Raw genomic sequence first — 26,744 nt, 5'->3', positions numbered from 1 at the left:
GGAGGTTTTAGGCGGCTATTCTGATTTTAATGATTTTACAGGATTCATCAACGCGGCTTTGATACTCTGAAAACTCACGGTCAAAACGGCGATTGCCATTGACAACACCCCCGCCGTCACAAATACCCACCACTCGATGTCGATGCGGTAGGCAAAGTTTTGCAGCCATCTATCCACGGCGTACCACGCAATGGGAGAAGCGATGACTATCGCAATCAGTACCAACTTGATGAAATCTTTGGAGAGCAGCGTTGTGATACTCAATACCGAAGCGCCCAGCACTTTTCGAATACCGATTTCTTTGGTGCGCTGCTGAATCACGTAGATAGCCAAGCCCAGCAAACCCATGCAGGCAATGAAAATGGCCAACAACGAAAACACTCCGAAAATACGTTGCGACACCTGCTCCGACTGGTACAGTGCATTCCAATCGGAATCTAAAAAGGAATAATGAAACGGTTGGTCGGGTTGGTATCGTTTCCAAATGTTTTCTATTTGACCGACCAACGGCTTGGGGTCTTGCGACTTGACCCGTACCACGATTTCGTTGTTAAATCGCCGGATTAAGCGGTCGTTAAGGATAAACAAAGGGACGATTTTTTCGTGCAATGAACTGAAATGGAAGTTTTTAACCACCCCCACTATCGTATAAAAAACGGGTGGGCCGTCCTGTTGCGCAAAATTGTCGGGACTGATGATTTGCTTGCCTATGGGGTCGGTTAGGCCTAGTTTAGTGACAGCCTCTTCGTTGAGAATGACCGATACGGAGTCGTTGAATGTACGCTCAAACGCTCTGCCGGCCAGCATGGTCATGCGCATGGTTTGCAGGTATTGCTCATCAACGAGTGTGCCGCGTCCCGTCACGCTTTCGTTGTCGCCATTTTTGCGGAAGGTAATTCCGAAAAAGCCTTGTTTTTCGCCAGGGGTTGACGAGGTTCCTCCTACGCTTTCTATCCCTGAAATCTGCTCCAATTCCCGCTTAAAGGTCTCGGTTTTGTTCCCAAGAAAACCAACGCCTTGTAGTTTGATGATGGATTCTTTGGTAAAACCGAGTTCTTTTTCCTGCAAAAAATTCAACTGACTGTACACGATGATGGTGCCAATAATGAGAATGATGGAGATGGAAAATTGAAAAACCACCAGACCATTGCGCAGCAGATAGCCTTGACGAGTAGATAAAAATTTGCCTTTCAACACCTTAATAGGCTCAAACGCTGAAAGTACGCCCGCTGGATAACTTCCCGCCAACAAACCCACAAAAATGGCCAATGCTGGTAAGAATGGGAATAAAGACCAATTGAGAAAATAGCTGATAGCCAATTGCTTACCTGCCAGATTGTTGAAAGAAGGAAGAAACAATGCTACCAATCCAACGGAAACCAAAAAACTGAACAGGCTTAGCAAAACCGATTCGGTCAAAAACTGTGCGGCCAACTGCCCTTTCGTGGAGCCCATGGCTTTGCGAATACCTACTTCGCGGGCGCGCTCGGATGACCGCGCTGTGGCCAAATTCATGAAATTGATGCAGGCAATCAGCAAAATAAACAGCGCGATGACCGAAAATAAATAAACCAGCGTGCGGCTACCGTTGGGTTGTAGTTCTGCTTCTATGTTGGAGTCAAGGTGAATGTCGCGGATGGGTTGTAGGAAATAGAAATAGCCGTTTCCTGCTTTTACGTAATCTTTGTACGAAACCCCAAAATTGCGCTCCACTTCACCAGCGGCGTATTTTTCGACGACCTTTGGAAACTTCGCTTCCACGGCGGCGGCCTGCGTATGCGGTTTCAATAACAGATACGTATGGGCTGAAAAACTAATGTGGTTAATTTGGTCGGCGGGTTGTAAGTTGACCGTAGAAGCCAGAAAATCAAAGGTAAAATGCGCATTGGTTGGCACATCTTCGCAAACACCAGAGATTTCCAGTTTCGGTCCCTGCACGAGCTCGACGAATTTGCCGATGGGACTCACTGTGCCGAATAAACGTCGTGCGGTGCGTTGGGTTAGCACGACCGTATTGGGCCGAGATAGTACTTTGGTCGGTGCGCCTTCGATCAGAGGAATTTGGAATACTTGAAAAAAGGCTGAATCGGCAAAAAGAAAAGCGCGCTCTTCGAGGGTTTTGTTGTTATGACGTAGCAGTGTGGCGCCTTCTCCGTTAAAATTGAAGACTCGAATCGATTGCTCTATTTCGGGAATTTCCTTGCGAACCGACTGCGCGTAAGATGCTGGTATGATGGCGTATTTGGTGCTGCGGTCGGGGTATTTGCGTTCCAATGCCATGCGATAAATGCGCTTGCCCTGCGGCCAAAAATGGTCAAAATTCAGTTCGTCGGCCACGTACAGCACAATCAGCATACAGCAGGTCATGCCGATGGAAAGACCCGTAACGTTGATGAACGTATTCGTCTTGTTTTTCAACAGATTACGAAGCGCGATTTTGAAGTAGTTTTTGAACATGGGTTTTAGGTTTTGTCTATTGGGACAGGGAAAAAACGGAACACGGAGTAAAGAAAACGTACGTTCTCCGTGTTCCAATTTTATTCCTTTCTCCAAATTTTATTCCGATTTCAGCGACCTTACTGGATTCATCAACGCGGCCTTGATGGCTTGAAAACTGACGGTCAATAGGGAAATGACCACTGCTAAAACTCCCGCAAGGAGAAACATCCACCACGAAATTTCGATGCGGTACGCAAACTCCGTCAGCCATTGGCGCATGGCAAAATAAGCGATGGGTGAAGCAATAACGACCGCAATGACGACCAGTACCAGAAATTCCCCAGAGAGCAGACTCACGATGTTGGGCACACTCGCTCCCAATACTTTGCGGATGCCGATTTCTTTGGTGCGTTGCTCGGCCATGTACGTAACCAGCCCAAAAAGTCCCAAGCAGGCAATCAAAATCGTCAGAATAGCAAAGGTGAGGGCTACCTTGCCCACGCGCTGCTCGGCGCGGTACATTTGGTCAAATGATTGGTCTAAAAATTGGTAGCTGAAGGGCATATCAGGGGCCATTTTTTTCCATTTGGCCTCCACTTTACTCACCAATCCTGGCACGTCGTTGGTGTTGATTTTGAAGGCCGCCGACCAACTGTTGTTGCCCAAACGCATGCACAAAGGCCCGACCGTTTGGCGGAGCGATTCGTAATGAAAGTTTTTCACTACCCCCACGATTTCGTACACCATATCCAGACCAGCAGACGGGCCACTTGAAGTATAGATTTTTTTGCCGATAGGCTCGTCATAGCCCAGTAGTTTGGCGGTGGTTTCGTTGATAATCACGGCGGAAGAATCTGAACCGAATGATTTTGAGAAGTTTCGGCCTTTGATGATTTCCATGCCCAGCGTAGGTACATACTCATAATCTACCCTCCAAACCTGCATATTAAAGCCGTTTTTCATGTCCATCACGGCCTCTTTAGAAAACGTGTTATCGTTGCGAGAAGAACCCGCAACGGGTAGAAAACCCGCAAACGAAGCACTTTTTACGCCCGCTATTTGGGCTATTTCATTTTTGAAAACTTCAGCGTTGGTGGCCAAGGCGCCTGTGCCATTGATGATGAGTACTTGGTCTTTGTCAAAACCCAGTTTTTTAGTTTGGATATAGTTGAGTTGTTGGTAAACAATAATGGTCCCGATGACCAACACCATTGATGTTACAAACTGAAACGTAACGAGCAAATTGCGGAGATTGCTGCGCTTAAAACCCGCATTGAGCTTGCCTTTAAGGACTTCAATGGGCCGAAACGATGACAGGAAAAAGGCAGGGTAATAGCCAGCTAAAAGTCCGACCGCAAAAGGCAACAGAAGCAGAAAGGGCAAAAGACTAGGTTGAAGCAGTGAGAAAACCGAAAAAGTCTTGGCCGAAATATCGTTGAAATAAGGCAGTAAAATAAACGTCATAAGCAGGGCGAAGGCAAATGCTAGGTAGCTCGTCAGGGTAGATTCGGCAATAAACTGACCGATGAGTGTTTGCCGTTCGGTACCCAACACTTTTCGGATACCCACTTCTTTGGCGCGATTGGAGGAGCGGGCGGTGCTCAGATTCATAAAATTGATGCAGGCAATGAGCAACAAAAACAACGCCACTGCCGAAAAAATGTACACGTATTGAATATTGCCGTTAACGCCCAGTTCGGCCGTAAGATCTGAATGTAAGTGAATGTCGGTCAGCGGCATCAGATTGTATTCCAGTTTGTTGCCTGCTTTTTTGAATTCATCCATCGTCTCGACCTGCATAAATTGCTTGGCTTGCGGGAGAATATACCGTACTACATATTCGTCAAATTTTTTCTCAAAAGCCTTATAATCGGTGCCTTCCCGGAGCAAAAGGTACGTGTGGAAATTGTGACTTAGATAACTACCGAACTGATAATCAACATTGTCCATCGAGAAAATAAAGTCAAAATGGAAATGTGAATTGACGGGCATATCCTTAATAACCGCCGTGATGTTGTACATCGTTTTATCTTCCAGACCTACCTCAATTGATTTTCCGACGACATTGGTTGTGCCAAAATACTTACGGGCGGCGCTTTCGCTGATGACGGTGGTGTTGGGGTTATCGAGCGCCGTTTTGGTATTCCCTGCGATGGCTGGCAGCGTAAACACATCAAATAACGTAGAGTCGGCGTAGGCTACCCGTTCTTCTACAATATACTCATTGCCTTTTTTGATGTGCCTTGAGCCGCTCGACGCATAAAAACGGACGAACTGTTCCACTTGCGGGTAGTCTTTTTTGAGCGTTGCGCCCATCGGGTCGGAGGTGACGGCGAGGTTTAAATCAGTGCCACCAAAACGTATAGCGGAGTGAATGCGGTAAATGCGGCCGGCCTTTTCATGAAAACGGTCATAGCTCAGCTCGTCGGTCACGTAGAGCGCAATCAGCATAAAACAGCACAGACCAATGGCCAAACCCGCAATGTTGATGAATGAGAAAGTCTTGTTTTTCATCAAGTTTCTCCAAGCGATTTTGAAATAGTTTGTCAGCATGATTTTTTTGGTGATTAAAAATGTAGGGGCAGGCCTTGCGTCTGCCCTCTTAATTCTGATTTGCGTCTGTACTCTTATGTTTCCTGCGTTATGTTGTAGGGCAGCCCCTACGATTATTCCGATTTTAATGATTTCACGGGGTTCATCAGCGCGGCTTTAATACTTTGAAAACTCACCGTCAGCAAGGCAATGGCAATTGCCGCGATTCCGGCCAGTACAAATACCCACGCGCTGATTTCGATACGGTAGGCAAAGTCCTGCAACCATTGATTCATGCCCCAGTAGCCCAATGGAAACGCCACGACGCAAGCAACGACAATCAGTTTCAGAAAATCTTTGGATAACAAACCGATGATTTGTCCCACGTTGGCCCCCAACACTTTGCGCACGCCGATTTCTTTCGTGCGTTGTTCGGCGGTAAAAGTGGCTAAGCCAAACAATCCCAAACAGGCAATGAAAATGGTTAGCCCCGAAAAAAGACTCAGGATAGTACCTGTTTTTTGTTCGGCGATGTAGGTTTTTGAGAAAAGCTCATCCATAAATGCGTACTCAAACGGCTCATCCACCCCAAACGCCGCCCAACGGGTTTTTATAGAGGTGAGCAATCCAGACACGTCGCGGGTTTTCACCTTTACGATAAGTCCCCAGTTGTTTTCATAGACCATCAAAAGTGGCGAAATGGACTCGTGGAGTGATTTAAAGTGAAAATCTTGCACGACGCCAATGACTTTATAGACTTTCTTGAAGCTGTTGTTACGTGTGATGTGGTGCCCTACGGCGTTGTTGCCCCAACCAAAGGCTTTTGCCGCGGCTTCGTTGATGATGATGCCCGCCGAATCGGAAGCAAACGCTTTCGAGAAGTTACGACCTTCAACGATTTTCATGCCCAATGTGGGAATGTATTGGTCGTCAATGCCGTATTGCAACGTACGCATGATTTGCGCTTCGTTGTTTTCGGGATACGCCAGCGAATTGTTGGAGTTGGTAGGGCCAGCAGGTCGATATGGTGAGGCTGTTACATTCACCACCCGCGAATCTTTTAGGAGTTCTTCACGGAAAATGGCTTCGTTTTTACCCAACGCCCAGGAGTTTTGCAACACTAACAATTGGTCTTTATCGTAGCCGAGTTTTTTGTTTTGAATGTACGAAAGCTGTTGGTAAACCACCGTTGTCCCCACAATAAGGCAAATCGAAATGCAGAACTGAAATACCACCAAACCGCTGCGCAGGCCAATGGTTTTTTTGCTACCTGTAAACCGGCCTTTTAATACCGCAATGGGCTTAAAAGAAGAAAGAAAAAAGGCTGGGTAGCTTCCCGCCAAAACGCCGACCACCAGACCAAAGGCCAGCAGTCCTGCCAACGTGAGCGGATTAGCCATGAAGTCAAGGTGTAGGTTTTTGCCAGACAAATCGTTGAAAACAGGCAACGCCACTTGGACCAAAATCATCGAGAGTACCACCGCAAACGACGTCAGCAGGATAGATTCGAGCAAGAATTGGCGTACTAATTCAAGTTTAACGGAACCCAGTACCTTCCGAACCCCCACTTCACGAGCGCGTTTGGAAGCCCCCGCCGTGGCCAAATTCATGAAGTTGATGCAGGCAATAAGGAGCATAAACAGGGCAATAGCCCCAAAAATATACACGTATTTTATATCCCCACTTGCCTCCAACTCATTGGTGCCTTCAGAATAAAAATGAATATCGGTCAATTTCTGTAATTGCAAACCAAGTTCATTGCCTTTGGTGCGAAACTGCGACAGGCTCATGCCCATGGCCTGAAGGATTTGCGGTCCCATGTATTTTTCGACGGTGGCGGGTAGTTTGGCTTCTAGTTTTTTGTAGTCAGTTCCTTCTGCCAACAGCAAATAGGTGAAGTAATTGGAAGTCAGCCAAGAGGTTGATTTTGCCTCGTCATCCGAGGCCATTGAACCCAATAAATCGAAATGAAAATGAGAATTGGACGGAATTTTATCAAACAGCCCCGTCACTCTAAACGCGGGAGCATCGGCGCCTTTTCGGAAATGAATGACTTTGCCAATGGGGTTTTCGTTGCCAAAATACTTTTGAGCCGCAGCCTTGGAAAGTACCACGCAATTGGGTTGAGTCAAGGCCGTTTTGGGGTCTCCTTGCAAAAAAGGAATGGTGAATACGTCAAAAAAATTGGCGTCAACGTAGGCCATTGGGGCGTCGTTGAATAGTTTTTCGCCTACAACTACCCTTGGTGTGCCGAAATTACGCAGCCGGGCGGCCTCTTGCACCTCCGAATAATCATTTTTTAATGCTTGTGCCGTGGGAGGCATCACGAATGATTCGTTGATTTTTCCGCCGTTGATGTTGGCCTTAAAAACAACCCGCACAATTCGGTCAGCATTTTCGTTGAAACGGTCGTAACTCAGCTCGTCCTGTACAAACAGGCTGATGACCAGGCATGTAGCCATCCCGATGGCTAGGCCGAAGATGTTAATAAATGAATAGACCTTATTTTTGACAAGGTTACGATAGGCGATTTTGAGGTAATTTCGTAGCATAATTTTTATGTAGGAAAAGAGGAAACACGGAAACCGGAGTAGCGGAACACGGAAAACGTACGTACTCCTTGTTCCAATTTTACTCCGATTTCAATGATTTTACTGGATTCATCAAAGCCGCTTTAATGCTTTGAAAACCAACGGTTAAAAATGCAATCAGTACAGCCAGACCACCCGCCGCCGCAAATACCCACCACGAAATGGAAATGCGGTACGCAAAATCTTGCAACCATTTGTCCATGAAATAATACGCGACGGGCGAGGCAATAAAAATGGCCAACAGCACCAACAACAGAAAGTCTTTGGATAATAACGCCGTAATACTTGCCACCGAAGCACCCAGTACTTTGCGGATACCAATTTCTTTGGTGCGCGACTCTACCGTAAACGTAGCCAAGCCAAAGAGGCCCAAGCAGGCAATAAATATGGCCCACAAAGAAGCAGTGGTGAAAATATGGCTGTATTGCTGCTCCGAAACGTAGAGTTTGTTGAAATTCTCATCGACAAAAAAGTAGTCAAACGGATTGCCAGTAAAATACGTTTTATAGAGTTTATTCAACGAGGCTATTTTTTCGGGCATCCGGTCGGCCGTTAAGCGAATGGTGAAGTAGGCGTTGTTGTTTTGGGGATAAAAAATTATGGGGTCAATGGCTTTTTGTAAGCTGGTATGGTGATAGTCTTTGACCACACCAATGATTTCGAGGTAGCGCTCATCCCATTTGATTTTGGTGCGAATCGCCTGCTCGGCAGAGGTGAACCCTAGTTGCTGAATGGCGCGTTCGTTCATCAGAACCTTACTGTTTTGATTCCACTCCACCTTACATTCTTCGGCGGTGAAATTCCGACCCGCTTTGAGGCCAATTTCGTAGGTTTTTAGAAAACGCTCGCCAATGATGGCAAACGAATACGCTTTGAACTCATCGCCCGATTTTGAATTGGGCTGCGTAAAGCCAGCCGTAGAAAAATTGTACCAACCACTGGGAATCGTTCCCGATGTACAATAGTCTTTTATGAAGCTCTGCTGCGTCAATTCGTTCCAAAAAGCGTTTTTACGCGCGGCGTAGGTGCTGTCTTTGCCGATTTCAGGCCCGCGAATGACCAATAACTGCTGCGTGTTCATGCCCAGATTCTGACTTTGCATGAAGTTCAACTGGTTGTAAATCACGATCGTTGCCAACACCAGCGTAATCGAAATGGAAAATTGGGCCACCACCAGCGATTTGCGGAGAAAAACCCCTTTGGAGGTTTTGTTCAGCTGCCCTTTCATCGTTTTGATGGGATTGAAATTAGAGAGTGCGAAGGCGGTATAGGCGCCCGATGCCAACGACCCAAACAATACGACGAACAATCCCCATATCCAAACGGGGGTGTAGCCTAATGTTTTGAGAGACAGTGGTTTGTCAAGTAATTCATTGAAGAATGGTTGTAGCGCTGATACGAGCACGAGCGCCAAGGCAAAACCCAATAGGTTGACCAACATGGACTCGCCCAAAAACTGCTTTACCAAATGCCACTGTGTGGCTCCGATAACTTTCCGTACGCCTACTTCATTGGCACGTTTGAGCGAATTGGCGGTCGAAAGATTAACGTAGTTGAACCACCCGATGATTAAAATCAAAAAGGCGATTCCTCCGAGCATGTACACGTATTTGAGATTGCCCAAGGTTTGAAGCGTATCGTTGAGCGATGCCGACAAATGGGTGTTTTTGAAGGCTTGTAACCGAAAACGAACCCCGTCATTCTCTTTGCTCAATTCGTTGCGCATGGCCGTCAATTTGGCTTCAAACGCGCTAGGATTTACGCCTTTATTGAGCAGAAAAAACATGTTTATGTATTGAGAATCAATATTTTCTGTATCGGCCCAATCGTTGCCTGCCAAGTTGGCGGGAATTTTTAAGGTTTCTAATGAGAAGACCAAGTCGTACTGAATGTCGGAGTTGGAAGGCATGTCGGCGTAAATGCCCTCGACAGTAAAGGGCATCGTTCCAAATTGATTGGACAACGTGAGCACTTTGCCCATTGGGTTTTCAGTTCCAAAGTATTTTTTTGCACTTGTTTCCGACACAAAAACTACGTTAGGTCTGGCTAGTGCAACAGGCTGTCTGGATTTGAGCGGAAAGCTAAAAAAGGAGAAGAAATTGCCTTCGGCGTAAGAAATGTTCGTTTCACGAAATGATTCGTTGGCGGGGCCTTCTTTTTTGACAATTCCTTGCGCCATGCCGTCGGCGAAACGGCAGTAGGATTGAATATCGGGAAAGCGCTGCTTGGCCCGCGAAGCCCAACCGGGCTCCACTTCGCCCCATGTAACTCCTTTGGGGTCTTCATTGAGCAGCCGGTACATATCTGGCAGATTGGTATGAAACTGATTGAAGCTTTTTTCGTGGCTGATGTATTGGAGTATCAGCAAAAAAGCCGAAATGCCCATGGCCAACCCAGCGATGTTAATAAAGCTGTACACCTTGTGGCGAAATAGGTTACGAAATGCTATTTTGAGGTAGTTTTGGAGCATGGTTTCGGGAGTTTGGGCGAGAAAAAAAGAAGGAAAGAACAAAGATTCATTCTTTCCTTCACAGGCTTTTGTTTACATATTACCCGATGGGGTGCATGGGTTGATTAAAATACAAAATTCGTTCATGGCTGTATGAAACGGAAAATGCTTTATAACGAGTGAGAGGTAGTAAATGGCTGTTAGTAACCTCTTTTAAATGGTTTCTAATCTTATTTCCAAATCCGTACCAAAAACATAAGTGTTTGGTAATCAGTAAATAAAAAAATCGTCAGTGTAAAAAAATGTCCATAAACGGACATTTTTAGTTCGTTTATGGACAAAGAGATTCGTAAACATAAAACACGGAGAACGGAAATACGGGAAAACGGAGAACGTACCCATTCTGTGTTCCGAATAGTTATTCTGATTTCAAACTCGTTACGGGATTCATCAACGCGGCTTTAGTGGCTTGAAATATGACGGTGAGCAGAGCAATGACAATAGCCAAGACACCAGCCAAAATGAAAATATCAGCACTTATGTCGGTTTGATAGGCAAAGTCCTGCAACCATTGATGAATGATGTAATAGGCGATAGGAAAGGCAATGCCGTTGGAAATGAATACCAAACGAAGGAAATCTTTGGACAACAGCGAAACAATATTGACCACGCTTGCCCCCAACACTTTACGAACGCCAATCTCTTTGGTTTTTTGTTCGGTTGTAAACGTAATTAACCCAAAAAGCCCCATACAAGCGATTAAAATGGCAATGCCCGTAAATCCTGAAAAAAGATAGCTCATGCGCTGTTCGGCGCGGTATTGCTTGTTGAATGCCTCATCCAAAAAATAATATTCAAATGGTGCGTCTGACTCGTATTTTTTGTAGCTCTTCTCAAGGGAAGCAATTTTCTGCTGAAAATCTATTTTAGGATCTAATCGCAGATAAAGTGCTTCTAGACTCGTCGTATCTTTGACCACTTTGAACATCATTGCGTCAATTTTTGACTGTAGCGAAGTAAAATTAAAATCTTTCAAAACGCCTACTATCTCAGCTTTCTGACTGTCAAATAAGTCTAATTTTTGGCCAATGGGCTTGTTGGCAATTTTTAACTTTCCTATGGCGGTTTCATTAATTAAAATGCGATCACCGAAAGCCAGTTCATCCATATTGGCGGGTTTGTATTTCCATTCTAATCCCAGTAGCGAGAAGAAATTTTCATTTACGGTCATGTTATTGATACTCACATCTTCGTGGGTGATAGGCGTTTTGGTAAAAAACATATTCCAACCACCAGTAAACAAACTCATTGAAGCTGCGCCAATTTGTTGAATTCCAGCACTCTGTGTTAGGTCATGGCGAAAAGCAGCATAATGTTTTTGGGCGGCTTTTGATAGCGTAATAACCAATACCTGCTCTTTGTTTATCCCAATCTTTTTGGTTTGCAAGTAAGTCAGTTGTCGTTGTACCACAAGACTAAAAATAATTAGAACAACAGAGGCTCCAAATTGAAAAACGATAAAAGTTCGTCGTAAGGCAACCCCCTGATTGGATGATGATAACTTTCCTTTCAGAATCGAAAGAGGTGAAAATTTTGACAGCAACAGCGCTGGATAAGAACCTGCAATCAGTGCGGTAATTATAACTAACGCCAACAAAATGGCCAAAAACAAAGGGCTGGTCACGAAAGAATCATCAATGTTCAAATCAAGCAAACCGTAGAAAGATTGTTTTAACACCTGAAAAAGAACCAATGCCAAGACAAAGGAAATCAGGCTCATAAGGATGGATTCTCCGTAAAATTGCGCTGCCAGATTTTGCCGATTTGCGCCAAGCACTTTTCGCACCCCCACTTCTTTGGCGCGTATGGTGGAACGGGCAGTGGTCAAACTCATGTAATTGATAAGTGCCAATAGCAACACAATACCTGCAATGCAAAGAAAAATCATTACGTATTTGGTATTGGAAGAATCTGCCCAGTTATTGCCCAAATGTGTATCTAGCAATGGAAGTAAAAAGTACGCGGAATGGCTCTCAAGCTCGCTTTTTTTATCAGTCAGGAGTTTAGGAATGACCTTTTCAACTTTTGCTTTTGATTCAGGCTTATCCAAAAGAAAATAAGTTTCATAACTTCCAGTTCCTACAGCGTCCTCTGTCTCATAACGGTTCTTGGGATTGCGTTTCATGATTCCTTCAAACGTAGGAAGTGAAGCAATAAAATCGAAGTGAAGCGAGGAGTTAGTTGGAAGTTGTTTGATAACTCCTGTTACTTTCAATAGGTCATTTTTGTTATAAGTCAATGTCTTTCCTATCGGGTTTTCATTGCCAAAGTATTTTTGTGCAATTTCTTTGGTAATGACTACGGTATTGGGCTCTGCCAACGCAGCAGATGCATTGCCTTTCAGAAAATCAAATGCAAAAATCTTGAACAAAGAAGGCTCAGAGAAGTAAAATCCTCGCTCAAAAAATTGATGGTTTGCGTCAGATTTGACAATCACATCCTCTCGAAATGAGGAAGCAATACGTACAAAATCTTTCACTTCTGGGTTGGCTTGTTTAACGGCAGGTCCAAAGTTTTTAGATATCTGATTGAATTGAACCGTATTTCCGCCAAATGTCATTCGAACCAAGGTAGAAAAAATTCGTCTCCCATTGGGATGAAACCTGTCATAGCTCAATTCGTGCGAAACATACAGTAAAATCAACATGCTTACGGCCATACCCATGGCCAAACCGACAATGTTAATGAAGCTGAAGGTCTTGTTTTTGAGCAGATTCCGAAGTGCGATTTTAAAATAATTGCGCAGCATATTTTTTATGATTGGAAAACGGAGTTATGGAACACGGAGAACGGAGTTATGGAAAACGGAAATACATTCTCCGTTCTCCCTTTTTCCGTGTTCCCAATATTTATTCTGATTTCAACGATTTGACTGGGTTCATCAACGCGGCTTTGATACTCTGAAAACTGATGGTGATAAGCGCAATAGAAACCGCCAGAATTGCCGCCAAGACAAACATCCACCAACTGATTTCAATATGATAGGCAAAATTTTGTAGCCATAGATTCATAGCGTAATACGCCAACGGCGAGGCAATTACAATGGCAATGACTACTAATTTTAAAAAATCTTTGGACAATAACGTGGTGATTCCTGCCACCGAAGCGCCTAAAACCTTGCGAATCCCGATTTCTTTGGTGCGAATTTCGGTCGTAAACGTAACCAAACTAAACAGCCCCAAACTCGACACCAAAATCGTTAAAAATGCAAAGGCATTGAACAAAACCATCATGAGGTGGTCTTTCTGATATTGTTTTTCGATAGTGCTGTCGAGAAATGAATATTCAAAAGGGTCATAAGGGAAATGTTGCTGCCACGCTTTCTTGACAGTCGTCAGGTGTTCAGGGCGTGTTTTTACAATTAAATTATGAGGTGGAAATTTGTTATAAACCATGACCAGTGGCTCAACTAAATTGTGCAATGATTTATAATGAAAGTTCTTAACGACTCCAACGATTTTTCCTTTATGGCCAAATCCATCAATAGGTTGTCCGATGGGTTGTTTCCAACCACTCATTTTAACAAATGCTTCATTGACCAGAAAACCTTCATTTTTGTCGGAAGTATTGGTGAGTGATAAATTGCGACCTGCGGCCAATTTCATACCAAGCACCGAAACATAATGTTCGTCTATGAAAGAAAAATGAACCATAACTTCGCGTTTTTTACCGTTTGAAGTAAAGATTGCTGGTCCTATAGCAATAGGCTCAAAGCCTGAGCTTACGGTGATGTCTTGAGTATCAGGATGTTGACGCAGTGTGGCGGCCAACGCGTGACCTTTGGTTTGAGCCAAGGAATCAGCAGGTAATTGCACTGCCAGAATATGATTTTTATCAAAACCCGGAGAATGATTCTGTAAAAAATCCATTTGCCGGTAGATGACCAACACGCCCACGATCATCCCGACGGCCAACACAAATTGAAAAACGGTGATACTTTGACGCAGCCAAACGACTTTCCCTGTTTTGTTTACCAAACCTCGCAACGCTTCGGTCGGGCGAAAAGCCGATAGGACAAAGGCAGGATAAAGTCCACCTAAAAGCGTAGTGATGATTAAACCCAAGGCAATCCAAATGCTGAGTTGAAGCCAGCTGGTTTGGAGTTGAATTTCCAATAAATCATTCAAAACAGGAATTGCTATCTGTAAAAGCAACACACTCATAAGTACGGAAAGCGTACTTATGAGCAATGATTCAAACAAAAACTGTCGAATCAATTGCGTCCGGAAAGCTCCGTTTGCTTTCCGAATTCCGACTTCTTTGGCGCGCTCGGTAGCCCGTGCGGTAAGTAGGCTGATATAATTCAGCAGCGCAATCACCAATACAAACGCGGCCAGAAAGGAAAAAAGATAGCCGTATTGTTTGTTGCCCTTGGGCGTATCTTCCAGTTTTCCCTCACTATAATGGACATCATTCAGCCATTCGGTTTGAAACTCCAATGAATACCCTTCATCGCCCATTTGATTTAATTCAGGCTGAATATAACGTTGGCTAAGAATATTCAGTTTTTTCTCAAGTGTTTTTAAATTCGTTGTTCCTTTCAATAAAACATAGGTATAAACAGAGAGGTCGTCAATGATCCAAGTTTTGGCTTTTGAAAAGTCACGAGAAAGTAAGATATTGATTCTCAGATCGGCATTAGAAGGCAAATCAGCCATAACGCCCGTAATCTGGTAAGGCGTTTTGTTAATTTGAAGTGTTTGGCCTACCGCGTCTTTATCCCCAAAGTATTTTTTTGCCAAGGTTTCGGTAAGAACGGCGGTATTGGGTTGAGTCAATGCCTGTTGGCTGCTTCCTGCCACAAAAGGATACGAAAACACGTCGAATACGGCTTGGTCGGCATAGTATACATCGCCTTCGTTGAATAGCTTGGCCTTATGTTTAATGGTTGCTGCAACAGAATGAAAACGCACCGCTTTTTCTACTTCGGGGTAATGACGGTTAAGAAAAGGTGCTAAAAGTGTCGGGCTGTTGGCCACCGCCATCGGTTCGTCAGGTGTTTTCAAAAAGGAGGTGATTCGTATGATGCGGTCGGCCTTTGTGTGAAAACTGTCATACGTCAGTTCATGACGCACGTACAAAGACATCAGCAAACAGGCCGCCAAACCAACAGCTAGCCCGATGATATTGATGCTACTATACAATTTATGACGCCACAGACTTCTCAATGCGATTTTAAAATAATTGCGCAACATGGTTGTTAGGGTTTCATTATTGGGACAGGGAAGAATGGAGTTGCGGAACACGGAAAATGTACTTTCTCCGTGTTCCGCAACTCCGTGCTCCGAATACTTACTCCGATTTCAAACTCGTCACGGGGTTCATCAACGCGGCTTTGATGCTCTGAAAACTGACCGTGAGAAAGGCAACACTTACCGCAAGGAGCGCCGTAGCCGCAAAAACCCACCATTCAATGTCGATTTTATACGGAAAATCAGCCAGCCATTTGTTCATCACGTACCACGCTATGGGTGACGCAATAATCAACGCAATTAACACCAGACCGATGAACTCGACGGAAAATAGGCTCACAATTTGACCCGTAGAAGCGCCTAATACTTTGCGGATTCCCACCTCTTTGGTCCTTGATTCGGCCATGAAGGCCACTACGCCGTATAGCCCCAAGCAACCAATAAAAATGGCAATGCTTGCCAGCAACCGGAAGAGTGCGTACATGCGTTCTTCGTTTTTATAAAAGTTATTGAGTTTTTCGTCCAAAAACTCGTATTTAAACGCAAAATCAGGGAAAGTGGCATTCCAAGTAGTTTCTACTTGGCCGATTAATTGACTGATGGCCTCAGTGCCACCCTGTTGCGTCGAAAGTTTAATGCCGAGCGATTGGTACGTATCGCGCCGGGTGGTTAATACACATGGATTGGTTTGTTGGTGAAGCGAAAAAGTGTTAAAATCTCTGACTACCCCAACAATCGGTTTTTTGACTCTACTGCGCCCGCCGATTGTTAGGTGCTTGCCGATGACCTCGTTCGGGTTTTGAAAGCCCATTTTTTTTACAAATGACTCATTAACAATGACTTCTCGTATGGTGTCGGCGGGTAGGTACATTCGCCCCGCTATCAGGTGCAGGCCGTAGGTGTTGATATAGGAGGTGTCTGCCATGCGCATCACGATGCCGAAATCGGCCTCCTTTTCGGCGTTTTCAAATCGGAAGCTCGACCACCAGTTGCCGTCTGAAGAGGGAACCGAGATGCCGTAACTCAGCGACTTAACGTTGGGCAACGCGGCCAATTGTGCCCGTAGTGTTTCGAGTTGGCCCGGCTTGCGTTCGGGGATATTGATTGTCAGCACCGCTTCTTTGTTATAGCCTAAATCTGCCGAACGAAGGTGAGTCATTTGGGTGTAAGCGATGATGGTGCCGATAACGAGCATCTGTGAAATGGCAAACTGAAATATAATCAGCCCTCGGCGAAGCGATAACTGGTTGCCCCCTGTCATGCGCATTTTGCCTTTTAGCGCCAGAATCGGCTGATAACCAGATAAAACCAATGCGGGGTAAAAACCAGCCAGCACGGTGGTGACCAACGCCAACAACAGTACAAAACCAATAACTACTGGGTCGAACAGCACGAGTGCAGTGGCTTTGATGTCAAGTAATTCGGCGACGTAAGACATGGATAAATACGCTACTAAAAAGGCTAACAAAATAGCGAAACCCGTCATTAGGCCCGTTTCACTCAAAAATTGACGCACCAACTGAAATCTAGAACTGCCCAATACTTTTCGTACTCCCACTTCTTTGGCGCGGCGCAGGGCTTGGGCGGTGGCCAGATTGATAAAATTGACGCAGGCCGTAATCAGGATAAACAACCCAATCAGCGCCATGGCCCAAATCATCTGTTTGCTAACGGTTCGGCTCGCAGGGTTCTCGGTACGGGTGTCAAAATGGAGGTCAGTCAGGGGCTGTAATTCGTATTGAATCTCTTTGGCATCGTCGGGCTCGAGGTATTTGTTGACAAACGGCACCAACCGCTGCTGCATTTGGGCGGCGGCTACTTTTTCGGGTAATGCCAGATAAATTTGAGCACCACTGTAGGTAGAGCCCCAAGAATCCCAGTCTCCGTTGGCACCGTATTGTTTGAGCGAAGCAAATGACAGCAGAACCTCAAAGGGCAAACTGGTCGTAGCTGGTGGGTCTTTTACAATGCCCGTTACGACGAAATCCATTTTATTTTCAATCTTGATGGATTGTCCCATCGGGTCAACATCGCCAAAATATTTCTTTGCAATGCGTTCCGTCAATACAACCGTATTTGGATTCTTCAAGGCAGCTTTTGCATTTCCCGCTTTCCATTGATAATCAAACAATTGAAAATATTCTGGCTCTATAAAAGCGATAACGCTGCCTTCTTCCTGAAACTTATTCGCTTTTTGGTTATTGACCCTTACCAGTGCGCCGTAGAGGTCATAAACCATCGTCAATTGGTGTTTTAGCTCGGGAAAATCATTACGTAGAGCTGCTAAAGCAGGCAACGGAAGGCCAGTGTTGCGGCCATCTCCTTCGGAGGTTTTGTTGTAGGTAATGATTCGGTACGTGCGGTCGGCATTGGCGTTGTGTCGGTCGTAGCTTAGTTCGTAGCGAATGGCCAAAAACAACATGAGGCAGCAAGCCAGCGCGAAAGTGAGTCCGGCAATGTTGATGAGCGAGTAATTCCAGTCGCGCTTGAGGGCGCGGAGGGCAGTTGTGAAATAATTTTTTAACATGGCTTTTTGGGTTAAATGAGGGAAGATGGAAAAACGGAGTTATGGAACATGGAGTTTTACGGAGTACGGAGTTACGGAACAAATACGGTCTCCGTGTTCCCCTTTTTCCATATTCCAAATTTCACTCCGATTTTAAAGATTTTACGGGGTTCATCAATGCAGCTCTGATACTCTGAAAACTCACCGTCAGAAATGCAATGCCAACCGCCAAAAATGCGGTAACGCCAAAGACCCACCACGGAATATCAATCCGGTACGCAAAATCCTTGAGCCACAGGTGCATGGCATACCAAGCAACTGGCGAAGCGATGAGGAGAGCGATAAGAACCAGTTTGATAAAATCAGTTGAAAGCAGCGTTACGACGCTGCCCACGCTGGCGCCTAGCACTTTCCGGATACCGATTTCTTTGGCGCGTTGCTCGGCAGTGTAGGTGGCCAAAGCAAACAGGCCCAAACAGGAAATGAAAATTGAAATGGCCGCAAAAATCAAAAAGAGCGTGCGCTGCTTTTGTTCGGTTTGGTACTGGTCGTTGAAGCGTTCATCCAAGAAGGTGTATTCAAACGGATTGTTTGGAAAAAAACGTTTCCACACCTTTTCAACGTGCGCAATGGCTGCGGGCAAATCACCCGTTTTGGCACTCACCGACAGCCGACTGCGCCAGCTTGGACGCATAAACATCACCATCGGGGCAATTTTCTGGTGCAGTGATTCAAAATGAAAATCTTTGACTACGCCCACGACTTGTCCGTCGAGGTTGCCATATTTGAAGCGTTGCCCAATGGCTGCTTCGTTGTTTTTCCATCCGATTGCTTTTATGGCCGCTTCGTTGAGAATAAAATTGGTGGTATCGGCTCCAAAAGTCCGTGAAAAATCACGGCCAGCGGCGAGTTGTATTTCGTAAGTGTTGATAAAATCATAATCGGTCGAAAGTCCCTTGATTTCGGTGCTGACGGGCGTGGTGGTATCCCCTTTGGCCACGGAAGCGCCCATCGAATCCAACAACCGAATCGTGGGTACGCGCGAAGAATGCGTCACGTTGGTGATGCCCGAATGTTGTTTGAGTTGTTGTTTCAGCGTTTCAAAATCAGCCGCCGAACTTCCCACACCCGACATGACCAAAATCTGCTCTTTTTTATAGCCCGTCTTTTGGTTCATCATAAAATCAAGTTGATTGTAGACCACGCTCGTACAAATAATCAAGGCACAGGCAATGGCAAACTGCGTAATCACGAGTACTTGGCGCAGTTTTCCGTTTTTGAGGGCATTCACAATACTGCCTTTCAGGACTTGAATAGGCTGGTAGGCCGTCAGAAAAAAAGCGGGGTAGCTGCCCGCGGCCAAACCCGTGAGTAACACCGCTAAAGTGGCCGTCAATAGGAACTGTCCGCTGAATAACTGCGTGAAAGAGAGGTTTTTGTTGGTAAAATCATTGAGCGTAGAAAGCAACGCCGCCGTGGCAATCAATGCCAATAGCAACGCAAAAAACGTCACCAAAACAGATTCACTCAAAAACTGGCCGATGAGCTGTTGACGTAATGCCCCCACTGCTTTCCGCATTCCTACTTCCTTGGCGCGACTGGCCGAGCGGGCCGTGGCCAGATTCATGTAATTGATACAGGCAATCAGCAAAATAAACAATGCAATGGCCGAAAAAATGTAGACGTATTTGATGTCGCCACCTGGCTCAATTTCGTAGTCTAAGTGTGAATAAAGGTGAATATCAGGGACTTTGGTCAAATGAAGTTCAGAGTATTTGGAGCCTTTTGTACCGTTGTGCTCGGGCAGGTGCTTGTCCTGAAACGCCGGAAAGGCTTTTTCTAGTTTGGCGGGGTCGTAGTTGGCAGCGAGTAAAAAATAGGTAGCAAAGTTGTTGCCGCCCCAGTCGCTACGTAAACCTTCGGCACCGTACAGGCGTTCGTCGTTGAGTGAAGCCGCCGAAAACAAAACGTTGGGGTGAATGTGCGACTGTGCGGGAAGTGGTTCAAAAACCCCTGTAATACGAAAGTCGTATTGGCTATCAAACTTGATGAGTTTTCCAACGGGGCTGACGTTCCCAAAGTATTTTTCGGCCATCGGTTTTGACAAAACTACCGTAAAGGGGTCTGAAAGTGCTTTGTCAGGATTTCCTTCCAACAGCTTGAAATCAAACACTTTAAAGACATTGTCTTCGGCAAAAAACAGCTTGTCTTCGGTATATTTTTTCTCCAAATTATCGGGCAATCTCATTGTTCCCTCGTATTCCAACAGGCGGGTTATTTGTTCTACTTCGGGAAAATCATTCTTGAAATGCGGAAAAAAAGCGGGCGCTACCGTCCCCAGTCGCAGACTGATTTGGCCATCGGTCGACTTGAAATACCGCGAAACCCGGTAAATACGGTCGGCTTTTTGGTGAAAACGGTCGTAACCCAACTCATCTTGCACGTAGAGCGCAATGACCAAAAAACTCGTCAGTCCCAAACTGAGACCTGCAATGTTGATAAACGTAAAACCTTTGTGTTTTAAAAGGCTACGAAAAGCGATTTTGAGGTAGCTGCGTAACATAGTTTTTATAGGAAAAAGGGAACACGGAGTTCTGGAGAACGGAATTTGGGAAAAGGAGCACGGAAATACGTTCTTCGTTCTCCCCTTGTACCGTTCTCCATTTTTCACTCCGTTTTTAATGACTTCACGGGATTGGCCAATGCGGCTTTGATACTGTGAAAACTGATGGTAATCAGGGCAACAATTATCGCGACCAATCCAGCCACCACAAAAATCCACCATTGAATCGTAATGTGGTAGGCAAAATTGTCCAGCCATTTATTCAAGAAAAAATAAGCAATCGGACTGGCAATGAATATGGCGACGAGAATGAGTTTGATAAAATCGGCCGACAAAAGCGTTACGACACTCCCTACGCTTGCGCCCAACACTTTTCGGATGCCGATTTCTTTGGTACGTTGCCGCACCACAAACGCAATCATGCCAAACAAACCAAAACAGGATAAGAAAATAGCCACCCCGGCAAACAATCCGATGAGGGACGCAAATCGACTTTCTTCTCGGTAGCTATCAGCGAGCGACTCATCCAAAAAGCGGTGTTGGAATACTTTTTCGGGGAAAAATTCTTTCCACGTTTTTTCTACATAAGCCAATGTAGCGGGGGTATTGGTCGATGAAATTTTAATGCCAAATTGAGAAAATGTTCCAGGACTTACCTCCATAAATAAAGGGCTTAGGCCCGTACGAAGGTTTTCGGAGTGAAAATCATTGACCACACCTACCACTCGGCCTTTTTTGCCGCCGCGTTGGATATTCTGGCCGATAGCGGCCTGCGGTGACCCAAAATGAAGGGCTTTTACCGCTTCGTTGTTGATAATAAAACCCTCTAAATGATCAGTGCCGTAAGTTTTGTCAAAATCGCGACCTGCCACTATTTTCAGGTCGAAGGTTTTAATGAAGTCATAGTCAACCGAAATACCGGGAAGAACTATACCGTCTTCAATTCTGATTTTTTCGGTCGCAATGGGGTGACGCGCACCGCCCATTCCCGGTAGGTTTGAGGCCAAGGTGACGGCTTTAATGGAAGGGTTTTGCAGTAATTTTTCCTCAAACGCATTGGTCCGATTGCGCAGTTGTTGGTCACCAGGCGAAAACAGATTGTTCATATTTTGACTGAAGAGCGGCACCGCCAGTGTCATGTCGCGGTTGAATCCCAAGGGGCGGTTTTTTAAATAGTCAATCTGCCGCAGCACAATCCCTGCGCCTGCAAGCAGGGCCACCGCTACGGTGAATTGTAGGGTAATGAGGCCTTGGGTCAGCCAATTGCCTCCTTGGCCTTTGCCGCTGGCTTTTCCACGAAAAATGTCGGTGGCCTTGAAGCGCGAAGCAAAAACGGCTGGGTATACCCCTGCCAATAAACAGGCCATCGTAAATACCCCCAAAAACAGCAAAAGCATTTCTGCATTTTGGACGAAAGAAAAGTCGGGTTTTCGACCAAAAAAGGTTTCCATTTGGCCCAAAAACTGTTTGGTGAGTAGTAAGGCCAGCAAAAAAGCGGGAAGTCCCAATAAAAAAGTTTCCGTCAACAATTGTCGGACGATTTGCCACGACTGGGAGCCAAGTACTTTTCGCACGCCCACTTCTTTGGCGCGACTCAGCTGGGCGGCGGTACTGAGATTGACAAAATTAACCACCGCAATGGCCAAAATGAGTACTCCAATCAGGGAGAATATTTGTAAGAAATCGGGGTTGGCGGTAGGAACTACTTCGCCTTCTGCCGTTGATTGTAAGTGGATGTCGCGTACTGGAAAGAGGGCGAAATTTTGTTTGTCCCGTACTTCTTTCATGCCATTTTTAAGGACAAAATCCTTAAACCGCGCATTGACGGAGGAGGCTTTTGCCCCTTTTTTTAGCAATACATAGGTAGTGGCATAAGAGGCCAATTTGTTGTTTTGGATGACGTCTACGATGCCTTCACGAGCAAAATCAGGCTCCACATCGGCGATATTGCGGAAAGGAGCCAGAAAGTCAAAGGTAAAGTGGGCGTTTTCGGGCAGGGAGCGTATCACGCCGCCCACTGTGAAAGGCCCCTGATTGGCGAGCATTAACTGTTTGCCCATACAATCTTCTTTGCCAAAAAAGCGCAGAGCCGTTTTGTCGGTCAATACAATCGAAAATGGGGTATGCAACGCGCGGTCAGGGTCGCCTTGGAGGGTTTCAAACCCAAAGACCTGCATAGTGGTTGAATCGGCAAAAAAAGCATTTTCTACCTCAAAGCCCTGGTCTTGGCCGGGGATTCGTACGCTGATGCTACGGGGATAAAACCGCGTAGTTTGCTCAATTTCGGGGAAATAATTCGGGAGCATTGGCGCAAAAGGTGCTGGTGAGCGCGTGATGGTAAAAGCACTTCCCGTAAAATTAAGCTCATAATTCAGGCGATACAGACGGTCGGTGGTGGGATAATGGCGGTCGTAGGAGTGTTCAAAACGGTACCAGATGAACGTCAGGAAGCAAAACGTCAGCCCCAATGTCAATCCCGCAAAATTGACGAAGGAAAAGAGTTTATTTTTGCGGATTTGCCGAAAAGCAATGCGAATGTAATTGCGTAACATAGTTTTTGTGTTTGGAACATGGAAAACGGAGTAAGAAGAAAGAAGCCCGTTCTCCATTGTTCCGTTGTCCGTTTTTACTCCGATTTCAATGATTTTACGGGATTCATCAGAGCCGCTCGGATGGATTGCGCACTGACCGTTAATAAAGCAATACCGACGGCAACAACTCCCGCTAACCCAAATACCCACCATTGGATGTCCATCCGGTAGACAAAGTCTTTGAGCCACTCGTTCATGGCATACCACGCAATAGGTGAGGCGATGACGATGGCAATCAACACGAGTTTTAAGAAATCTTTTGACAACAACGCCGTGATTCCCAACACCGAAGCACCCAGCACTTTCCGAATGCCGATTTCCTTAGTGCGTTGGGCAGTAGTGTATGCCACCAAGCCGAATAGGCCCAAACAAGCCAATAAAATAGCCAAGCCCGCAAACACCGTAAACACGCGGCTGATGCGGTTTTCGTTGGCGTACATTTGGCGGTATTCTTCGTCAAGGAAGGTGTAGCTGAATGGACGATGTGGCGCAAGCGTTTTCCATTTGTTTTCCAAAAAAGACAGCGTTTGCGGAATATTATTTCCCGTCATTTTGACCAACAATACGTTGCCCCAAGTGACTGGAAAAATACCCAAAGAACCGATGGGCTGTTTCATCGAAGCAAAGTGAAAATCGCGAAAAACGCCCTTGATTTCTCCCAAACGGCCGCCCAATTTGATTTTTTTTGCAACAGCTTCCTGTGGTTTCCAACCTAGTTGTTTGGCCAATGTTTCGTTGATTAAAAAGCGATAATCGCTCTTGGAATCATCTTCAGCGTTGAGCAGTTGTATGTCGGCCTCGGTAAGGTCGCTGCCCGCTATAATCTTGATGTCTAAGGTTTTGGCCAAATCTTCATCTCCCGGAAATGCCGTAATCATCTTCTGGACGGGATTGGATGTGCCTACGGTTTCCACACCGTCGCCCCATTGAATAAACGTGGGCGTTTCGTACGCCAGTGCTACATTTTTGACGTTGGGGTTTTGCGTAAATTCATTTTTCAGCGCCTTCAGATTTTTATTGATGCGCCCATCCGTTGGTAAAGCAATAATGTGCTGTTTATCGTAGCCCAGTTTCTTGTTTTGGATATAATTCATCTGATTGTTGACCACGAGTGTACTCACAATCAGAAAAACGGAAATGATGAACTGTAACACAATCAAGGATTTACGCAACAATAACCCCGAAGCCGTATTCTTAAACGCGCCTTTCAATACTTTGATGGGCTGGAAGTACGACAGCGCCAAAGCGGGATAACTCCCCGCTACAAAACTAACCAGCAGCCAAATGCCCGTCAATGACAAGATTCCAATGGGTTGAAAGAGAACGTTGAATGAAAGTTGGCGTTGAGAAAGTTGATTAAACGACGGCAAAAAGGCTGCTGCCGCCGCTAAACTCAGCGCTAATGCAACCAAGGTAAGCACCAACGACTCGCTCAAAAATTGCCAAAATAACTGTCTGCGAAAGGCCCCCAGTACTTTTCTCATGCCCACTTCCTTGGCGCGCTCGGTGGCGCGGGCGGTGGTGAGGTTCATGTAGTTGGTGGCGGCAATGACCAAAATAAGCAAGGCAATAACCAAAAAAATATAGACGTAGGTGATGTCGCCAGCGGCGCTCATGCCACCTTGGGCTTCGGAATAGAGGTGAACATCGGCGAGAGGTTCGAGCAGATAAGTGACAAAATTGTTACCAGTCATTTCGGTTTCGGCCGACTGTTGGCGCATGTACGAGGCGATTTTTGACTGAAGCGCAGCTATCGAAGTAGAAGGGCGCAGCAGTAAATAAGTGACGTAATTGGCGTTCCACCACGTCTCGGTTTTAGCGGCCGAAAGTGAGTTGAAAGACGCCACAAAATCAAATTGTAATTGAGAATTGGAAGGAGCATCCTCAGCAATGCCTGTCACTAAATAGTCTACTTTGTCTTCCAGTCGAATGATTTTGCCCACAGGTTCTTCTATTCCAAAGTATTTTCGGGCGGTTGAGGCCGTCAGAACCACCTGATTTGGGGCGTTGAGCACCGTTTTTGGGTTTCCTTTCAATAATTTGAACGAAAAGAAATCAAAGAAAGATGAGTCGGCCCAGCAAAAGCGAGGTTCGTTAAACAACAAGTCACCTTGTTTGACCACGACGGTACTTTGAGAGTGGGCGGGGTCGGAGACCCGAACGAAGCCTTCTACCTCGGGAAAGTCGCGCCGAAACGCTGGCCCGACTTTGGTGCCCGTCATGACGGTTTTGTTGGCGGTTCCTTCAATACTATAATGCATCACCGCCCGTGCAATGCGGGAACCGTTTTGGTGAAATTGATCAAAACTCAGTTCGTGTTGGATGTACAAGCCAATCAGCAGACAGGCGGTCAAGCCCGCCGCCAAACCAAATACATTGATAAATGTAAATGCCTTGTGTTTCCACAAGTTGCGCAACGTGGTTTTGAGATAATTCCGTATCATAACAAAAGAAGAAGAAAAGGCTTGTTGAAAATTGTTCAAATGATGTACCAGAAGAGTAAGTAATTGATAAATAAAGATTTGTGTTTTTGGTTTCTAAAGAAAATGTCCGCAAACGGACAGGTTTAGCTTCGTTTGCGGACATGCCAACGATTGGTTTTTTGCCTGATTTGATACTGCTAAACTGCATTGAAGGGAGTTATTCTCTATATTTTGCCCGATAAAGTTTTAAGATACGCCCGTAAAAATGGTCTTTCTGTCGATTAAGTTTGAGGTTTTCCCCAATTCATTATAATCTTGTAGCTTAGCTTAATACTATGGAATTAGGAAAATCAATCAGCAGTTTAACCGTTTTGGTGCACATCATGGTGTGGTTGCTGCTTGGATTTATTGTCCTTTTTTATCCACCCCTTACTTGGGATATGACCGTCCCTACGGCCTTTTGGATTAAGCAGATATTGAATTTTTTTATGTTGGCAGGGATGTTTTATTTCAACGCCCTTTACATGGTCCCTGCGTTTTTAGTCAATGAAAAAAAAACGGTGTTTATTGTGTGGTTTGTGGGGGCTATCGTTTGTTTTTTGGTACTGGCCCGAATCATAGAAATTAATCTTCATGTAAATGAACAGATGGCGGCCTTGAAAGGCAGTAAAAGCATTAAGAGTAAATATACCCTCGATGTTCATCTGTTTATGGTTGCTATTTTGGTCATGGTTATCAGTACCAGTTTTGCGGCTGCTCAGAGATGGCAATCGGAAGTAAAAAAGCATGAAATGATTGAAAAACAGCACATTGCTTCGGAGTTAGCGTTGTTAAAAGCGCAGATAAATCCCCATTTTTTTTTCAACACCCTTAATAATATTTATGCTCTGACTTATTCCGATATTCCTCTATCTAGAGAAGCGATTCTGAAACTTTCTCGCATGATGCGCTATTTATTGTACGAGACCCTGCTAGAGAAGGCATTGTTAAGTCAGGAGATTTCCTTCATGAATGACTATATTGAACTGATGAAATTGCGTCTTCATGCATACACAACCTTGGAGGTTCAAGAATTTAAGTCGGACCATGAATATTCGGTAGCACCCATGCTTCTGCTGCCATTCATTGAAAATGCTTTCAAACACGGGACCAGTTCTCTGAACAAAACGGCCATTTTGATTGCGCTCAATGCCCAAAATGGTATCCTAACCCTAAAAGTAAAGAATCAAATACATCCCAATAAAGATGCTTTTGGGGATACCAACGGGGGTATTGGGCTAGTTAATACCAAACGAAGGCTTGATTTACTTTATCCAGGTCGACATTCGCTTATCATTGATGAAGACTTTGAAAACAAAACGTACCAAGTTGAGTTGAAAGTAGAATTGTAGATACCAC

At 45.3% G+C, this 26,744-nt stretch carries 11 protein-coding genes; 1 reads left to right on the top strand and 10 read right to left on the bottom strand.

Annotated elements, in window-relative coordinates; translation table 11 throughout:
• Positions 1 to 15 precede the first annotated feature (15 nt).
• From DVG78_RS14250 to DVG78_RS30575, 10 genes are all read right to left on the bottom strand, one after another.
• Positions 16 to 2,457 (bottom strand): ABC transporter permease, encoded by a 2,442-nt coding sequence (locus DVG78_RS14250; RefSeq protein WP_114461734.1) that lies wholly within the window; start codon positions 2,455 to 2,457, stop codon positions 16 to 18.
• 99 nt (positions 2,458 to 2,556) lie between these two features.
• A complete protein-coding gene (locus DVG78_RS14245; protein WP_114461733.1) occupies positions 2,557 to 4,992 on the bottom strand; it encodes an ABC transporter permease in 2,436 nt (811 codons plus the stop codon).
• A gap of 113 nt (positions 4,993 to 5,105) precedes the next feature.
• Positions 5,106 to 7,523 carry an ABC transporter permease gene (locus DVG78_RS14240; RefSeq protein ID WP_114461732.1) on the bottom strand — a complete coding sequence of 806 codons (2,418 nt, stop codon included), beginning with the start codon at positions 7,521 to 7,523 and terminating at the stop codon, positions 5,106 to 5,108.
• Positions 7,524 to 7,602: 79 nt separating this feature from the next.
• Positions 7,603 to 10,032: an ABC transporter permease gene (locus DVG78_RS14235; protein WP_114461731.1), complete on the bottom strand. Its 2,430-nt coding sequence runs from the start codon at positions 10,030 to 10,032 to the stop codon at positions 7,603 to 7,605.
• A 397-nt stretch (positions 10,033 to 10,429) separates the two neighbouring features.
• On the bottom strand, positions 10,430 to 12,820 hold the full coding sequence (locus DVG78_RS14230) for an ABC transporter permease (RefSeq protein ID WP_114461730.1): 2,391 nt from the start codon (positions 12,818 to 12,820) through the stop codon (positions 10,430 to 10,432).
• 100 nt (positions 12,821 to 12,920) lie between these two features.
• Positions 12,921 to 15,266, bottom strand: coding sequence for an ABC transporter permease (locus DVG78_RS14225; protein ID WP_114461729.1), 2,346 nt, complete (start codon positions 15,264 to 15,266; stop codon positions 12,921 to 12,923).
• A gap of 97 nt (positions 15,267 to 15,363) precedes the next feature.
• Positions 15,364 to 17,790: an ABC transporter permease gene (locus tag DVG78_RS14220; RefSeq protein WP_114461728.1), complete on the bottom strand. Its 2,427-nt coding sequence runs from the start codon at positions 17,788 to 17,790 to the stop codon at positions 15,364 to 15,366.
• Between the two features lie 121 nt (positions 17,791 to 17,911).
• Positions 17,912 to 20,332: an ABC transporter permease gene (locus DVG78_RS14215; RefSeq protein WP_114461727.1), complete on the bottom strand. Its 2,421-nt coding sequence runs from the start codon at positions 20,330 to 20,332 to the stop codon at positions 17,912 to 17,914.
• Between the two features lie 104 nt (positions 20,333 to 20,436).
• On the bottom strand, positions 20,437 to 22,884 hold the full coding sequence (locus tag DVG78_RS14210) for an FtsX-like permease family protein (protein ID WP_158550032.1): 2,448 nt from the start codon (positions 22,882 to 22,884) through the stop codon (positions 20,437 to 20,439).
• A 74-nt stretch (positions 22,885 to 22,958) separates the two neighbouring features.
• A complete protein-coding gene (locus tag DVG78_RS30575) occupies positions 22,959 to 25,367 on the bottom strand; it encodes an ABC transporter permease (RefSeq protein ID WP_114461787.1) in 2,409 nt (802 codons plus the stop codon).
• Between the two features lie 314 nt (positions 25,368 to 25,681).
• Between DVG78_RS30575 and DVG78_RS14200 the strand changes: the two genes are divergently transcribed.
• Positions 25,682 to 26,737 carry a sensor histidine kinase gene (locus DVG78_RS14200; protein WP_114461725.1) on the top strand — a complete coding sequence of 352 codons (1,056 nt, stop codon included), beginning with the start codon at positions 25,682 to 25,684 and terminating at the stop codon, positions 26,735 to 26,737.
• Positions 26,738 to 26,744: the final 7 nt, after the last annotated feature.

This window comes from Runella aurantiaca (assembly GCF_003339505.1).
Taxonomy (GTDB): domain Bacteria; phylum Bacteroidota; class Bacteroidia; order Cytophagales; family Spirosomataceae; genus Runella; species Runella aurantiaca.
This window is presented reverse-complemented; position numbering and strand designations above follow the sequence as displayed.

Coding starts and splice junctions, on each gene's coding strand:
- DVG78_RS14235 (WP_114461731.1), bottom strand. CDS start 10,032: ATGCTCCAAAACTACCTCAAAATAGCATTTCGTAACCTATTTCGCCAC.
- DVG78_RS14225 (WP_114461729.1), bottom strand. CDS start 15,266: ATGTTGCGCAATTATTTTAAAATCGCATTGAGAAGTCTGTGGCGTCAT.
- DVG78_RS14215 (WP_114461727.1), bottom strand. CDS start 20,332: ATGTTACGCAGCTACCTCAAAATCGCTTTTCGTAGCCTTTTAAAACAC.
- DVG78_RS14200 (WP_114461725.1), top strand. CDS start 25,682: ATGGAATTAGGAAAATCAATCAGCAGTTTAACCGTTTTGGTGCACATC.
- DVG78_RS14230 (WP_114461730.1), bottom strand. CDS start 12,820: ATGCTGCGCAATTATTTTAAAATCGCACTTCGGAATCTGCTCAAAAAC.
- DVG78_RS14240 (WP_114461732.1), bottom strand. CDS start 7,523: ATGCTACGAAATTACCTCAAAATCGCCTATCGTAACCTTGTCAAAAAT.
- DVG78_RS14220 (WP_114461728.1), bottom strand. CDS start 17,790: ATGTTAAAAAATTATTTCACAACTGCCCTCCGCGCCCTCAAGCGCGAC.
- DVG78_RS14245 (WP_114461733.1), bottom strand. CDS start 4,992: ATGCTGACAAACTATTTCAAAATCGCTTGGAGAAACTTGATGAAAAAC.
- DVG78_RS30575 (WP_114461787.1), bottom strand. CDS start 25,367: ATGATACGGAATTATCTCAAAACCACGTTGCGCAACTTGTGGAAACAC.
- DVG78_RS14210 (WP_158550032.1), bottom strand. CDS start 22,884: ATGTTACGCAATTACATTCGCATTGCTTTTCGGCAAATCCGCAAAAAT.
- DVG78_RS14250 (WP_114461734.1), bottom strand. CDS start 2,457: ATGTTCAAAAACTACTTCAAAATCGCGCTTCGTAATCTGTTGAAAAAC.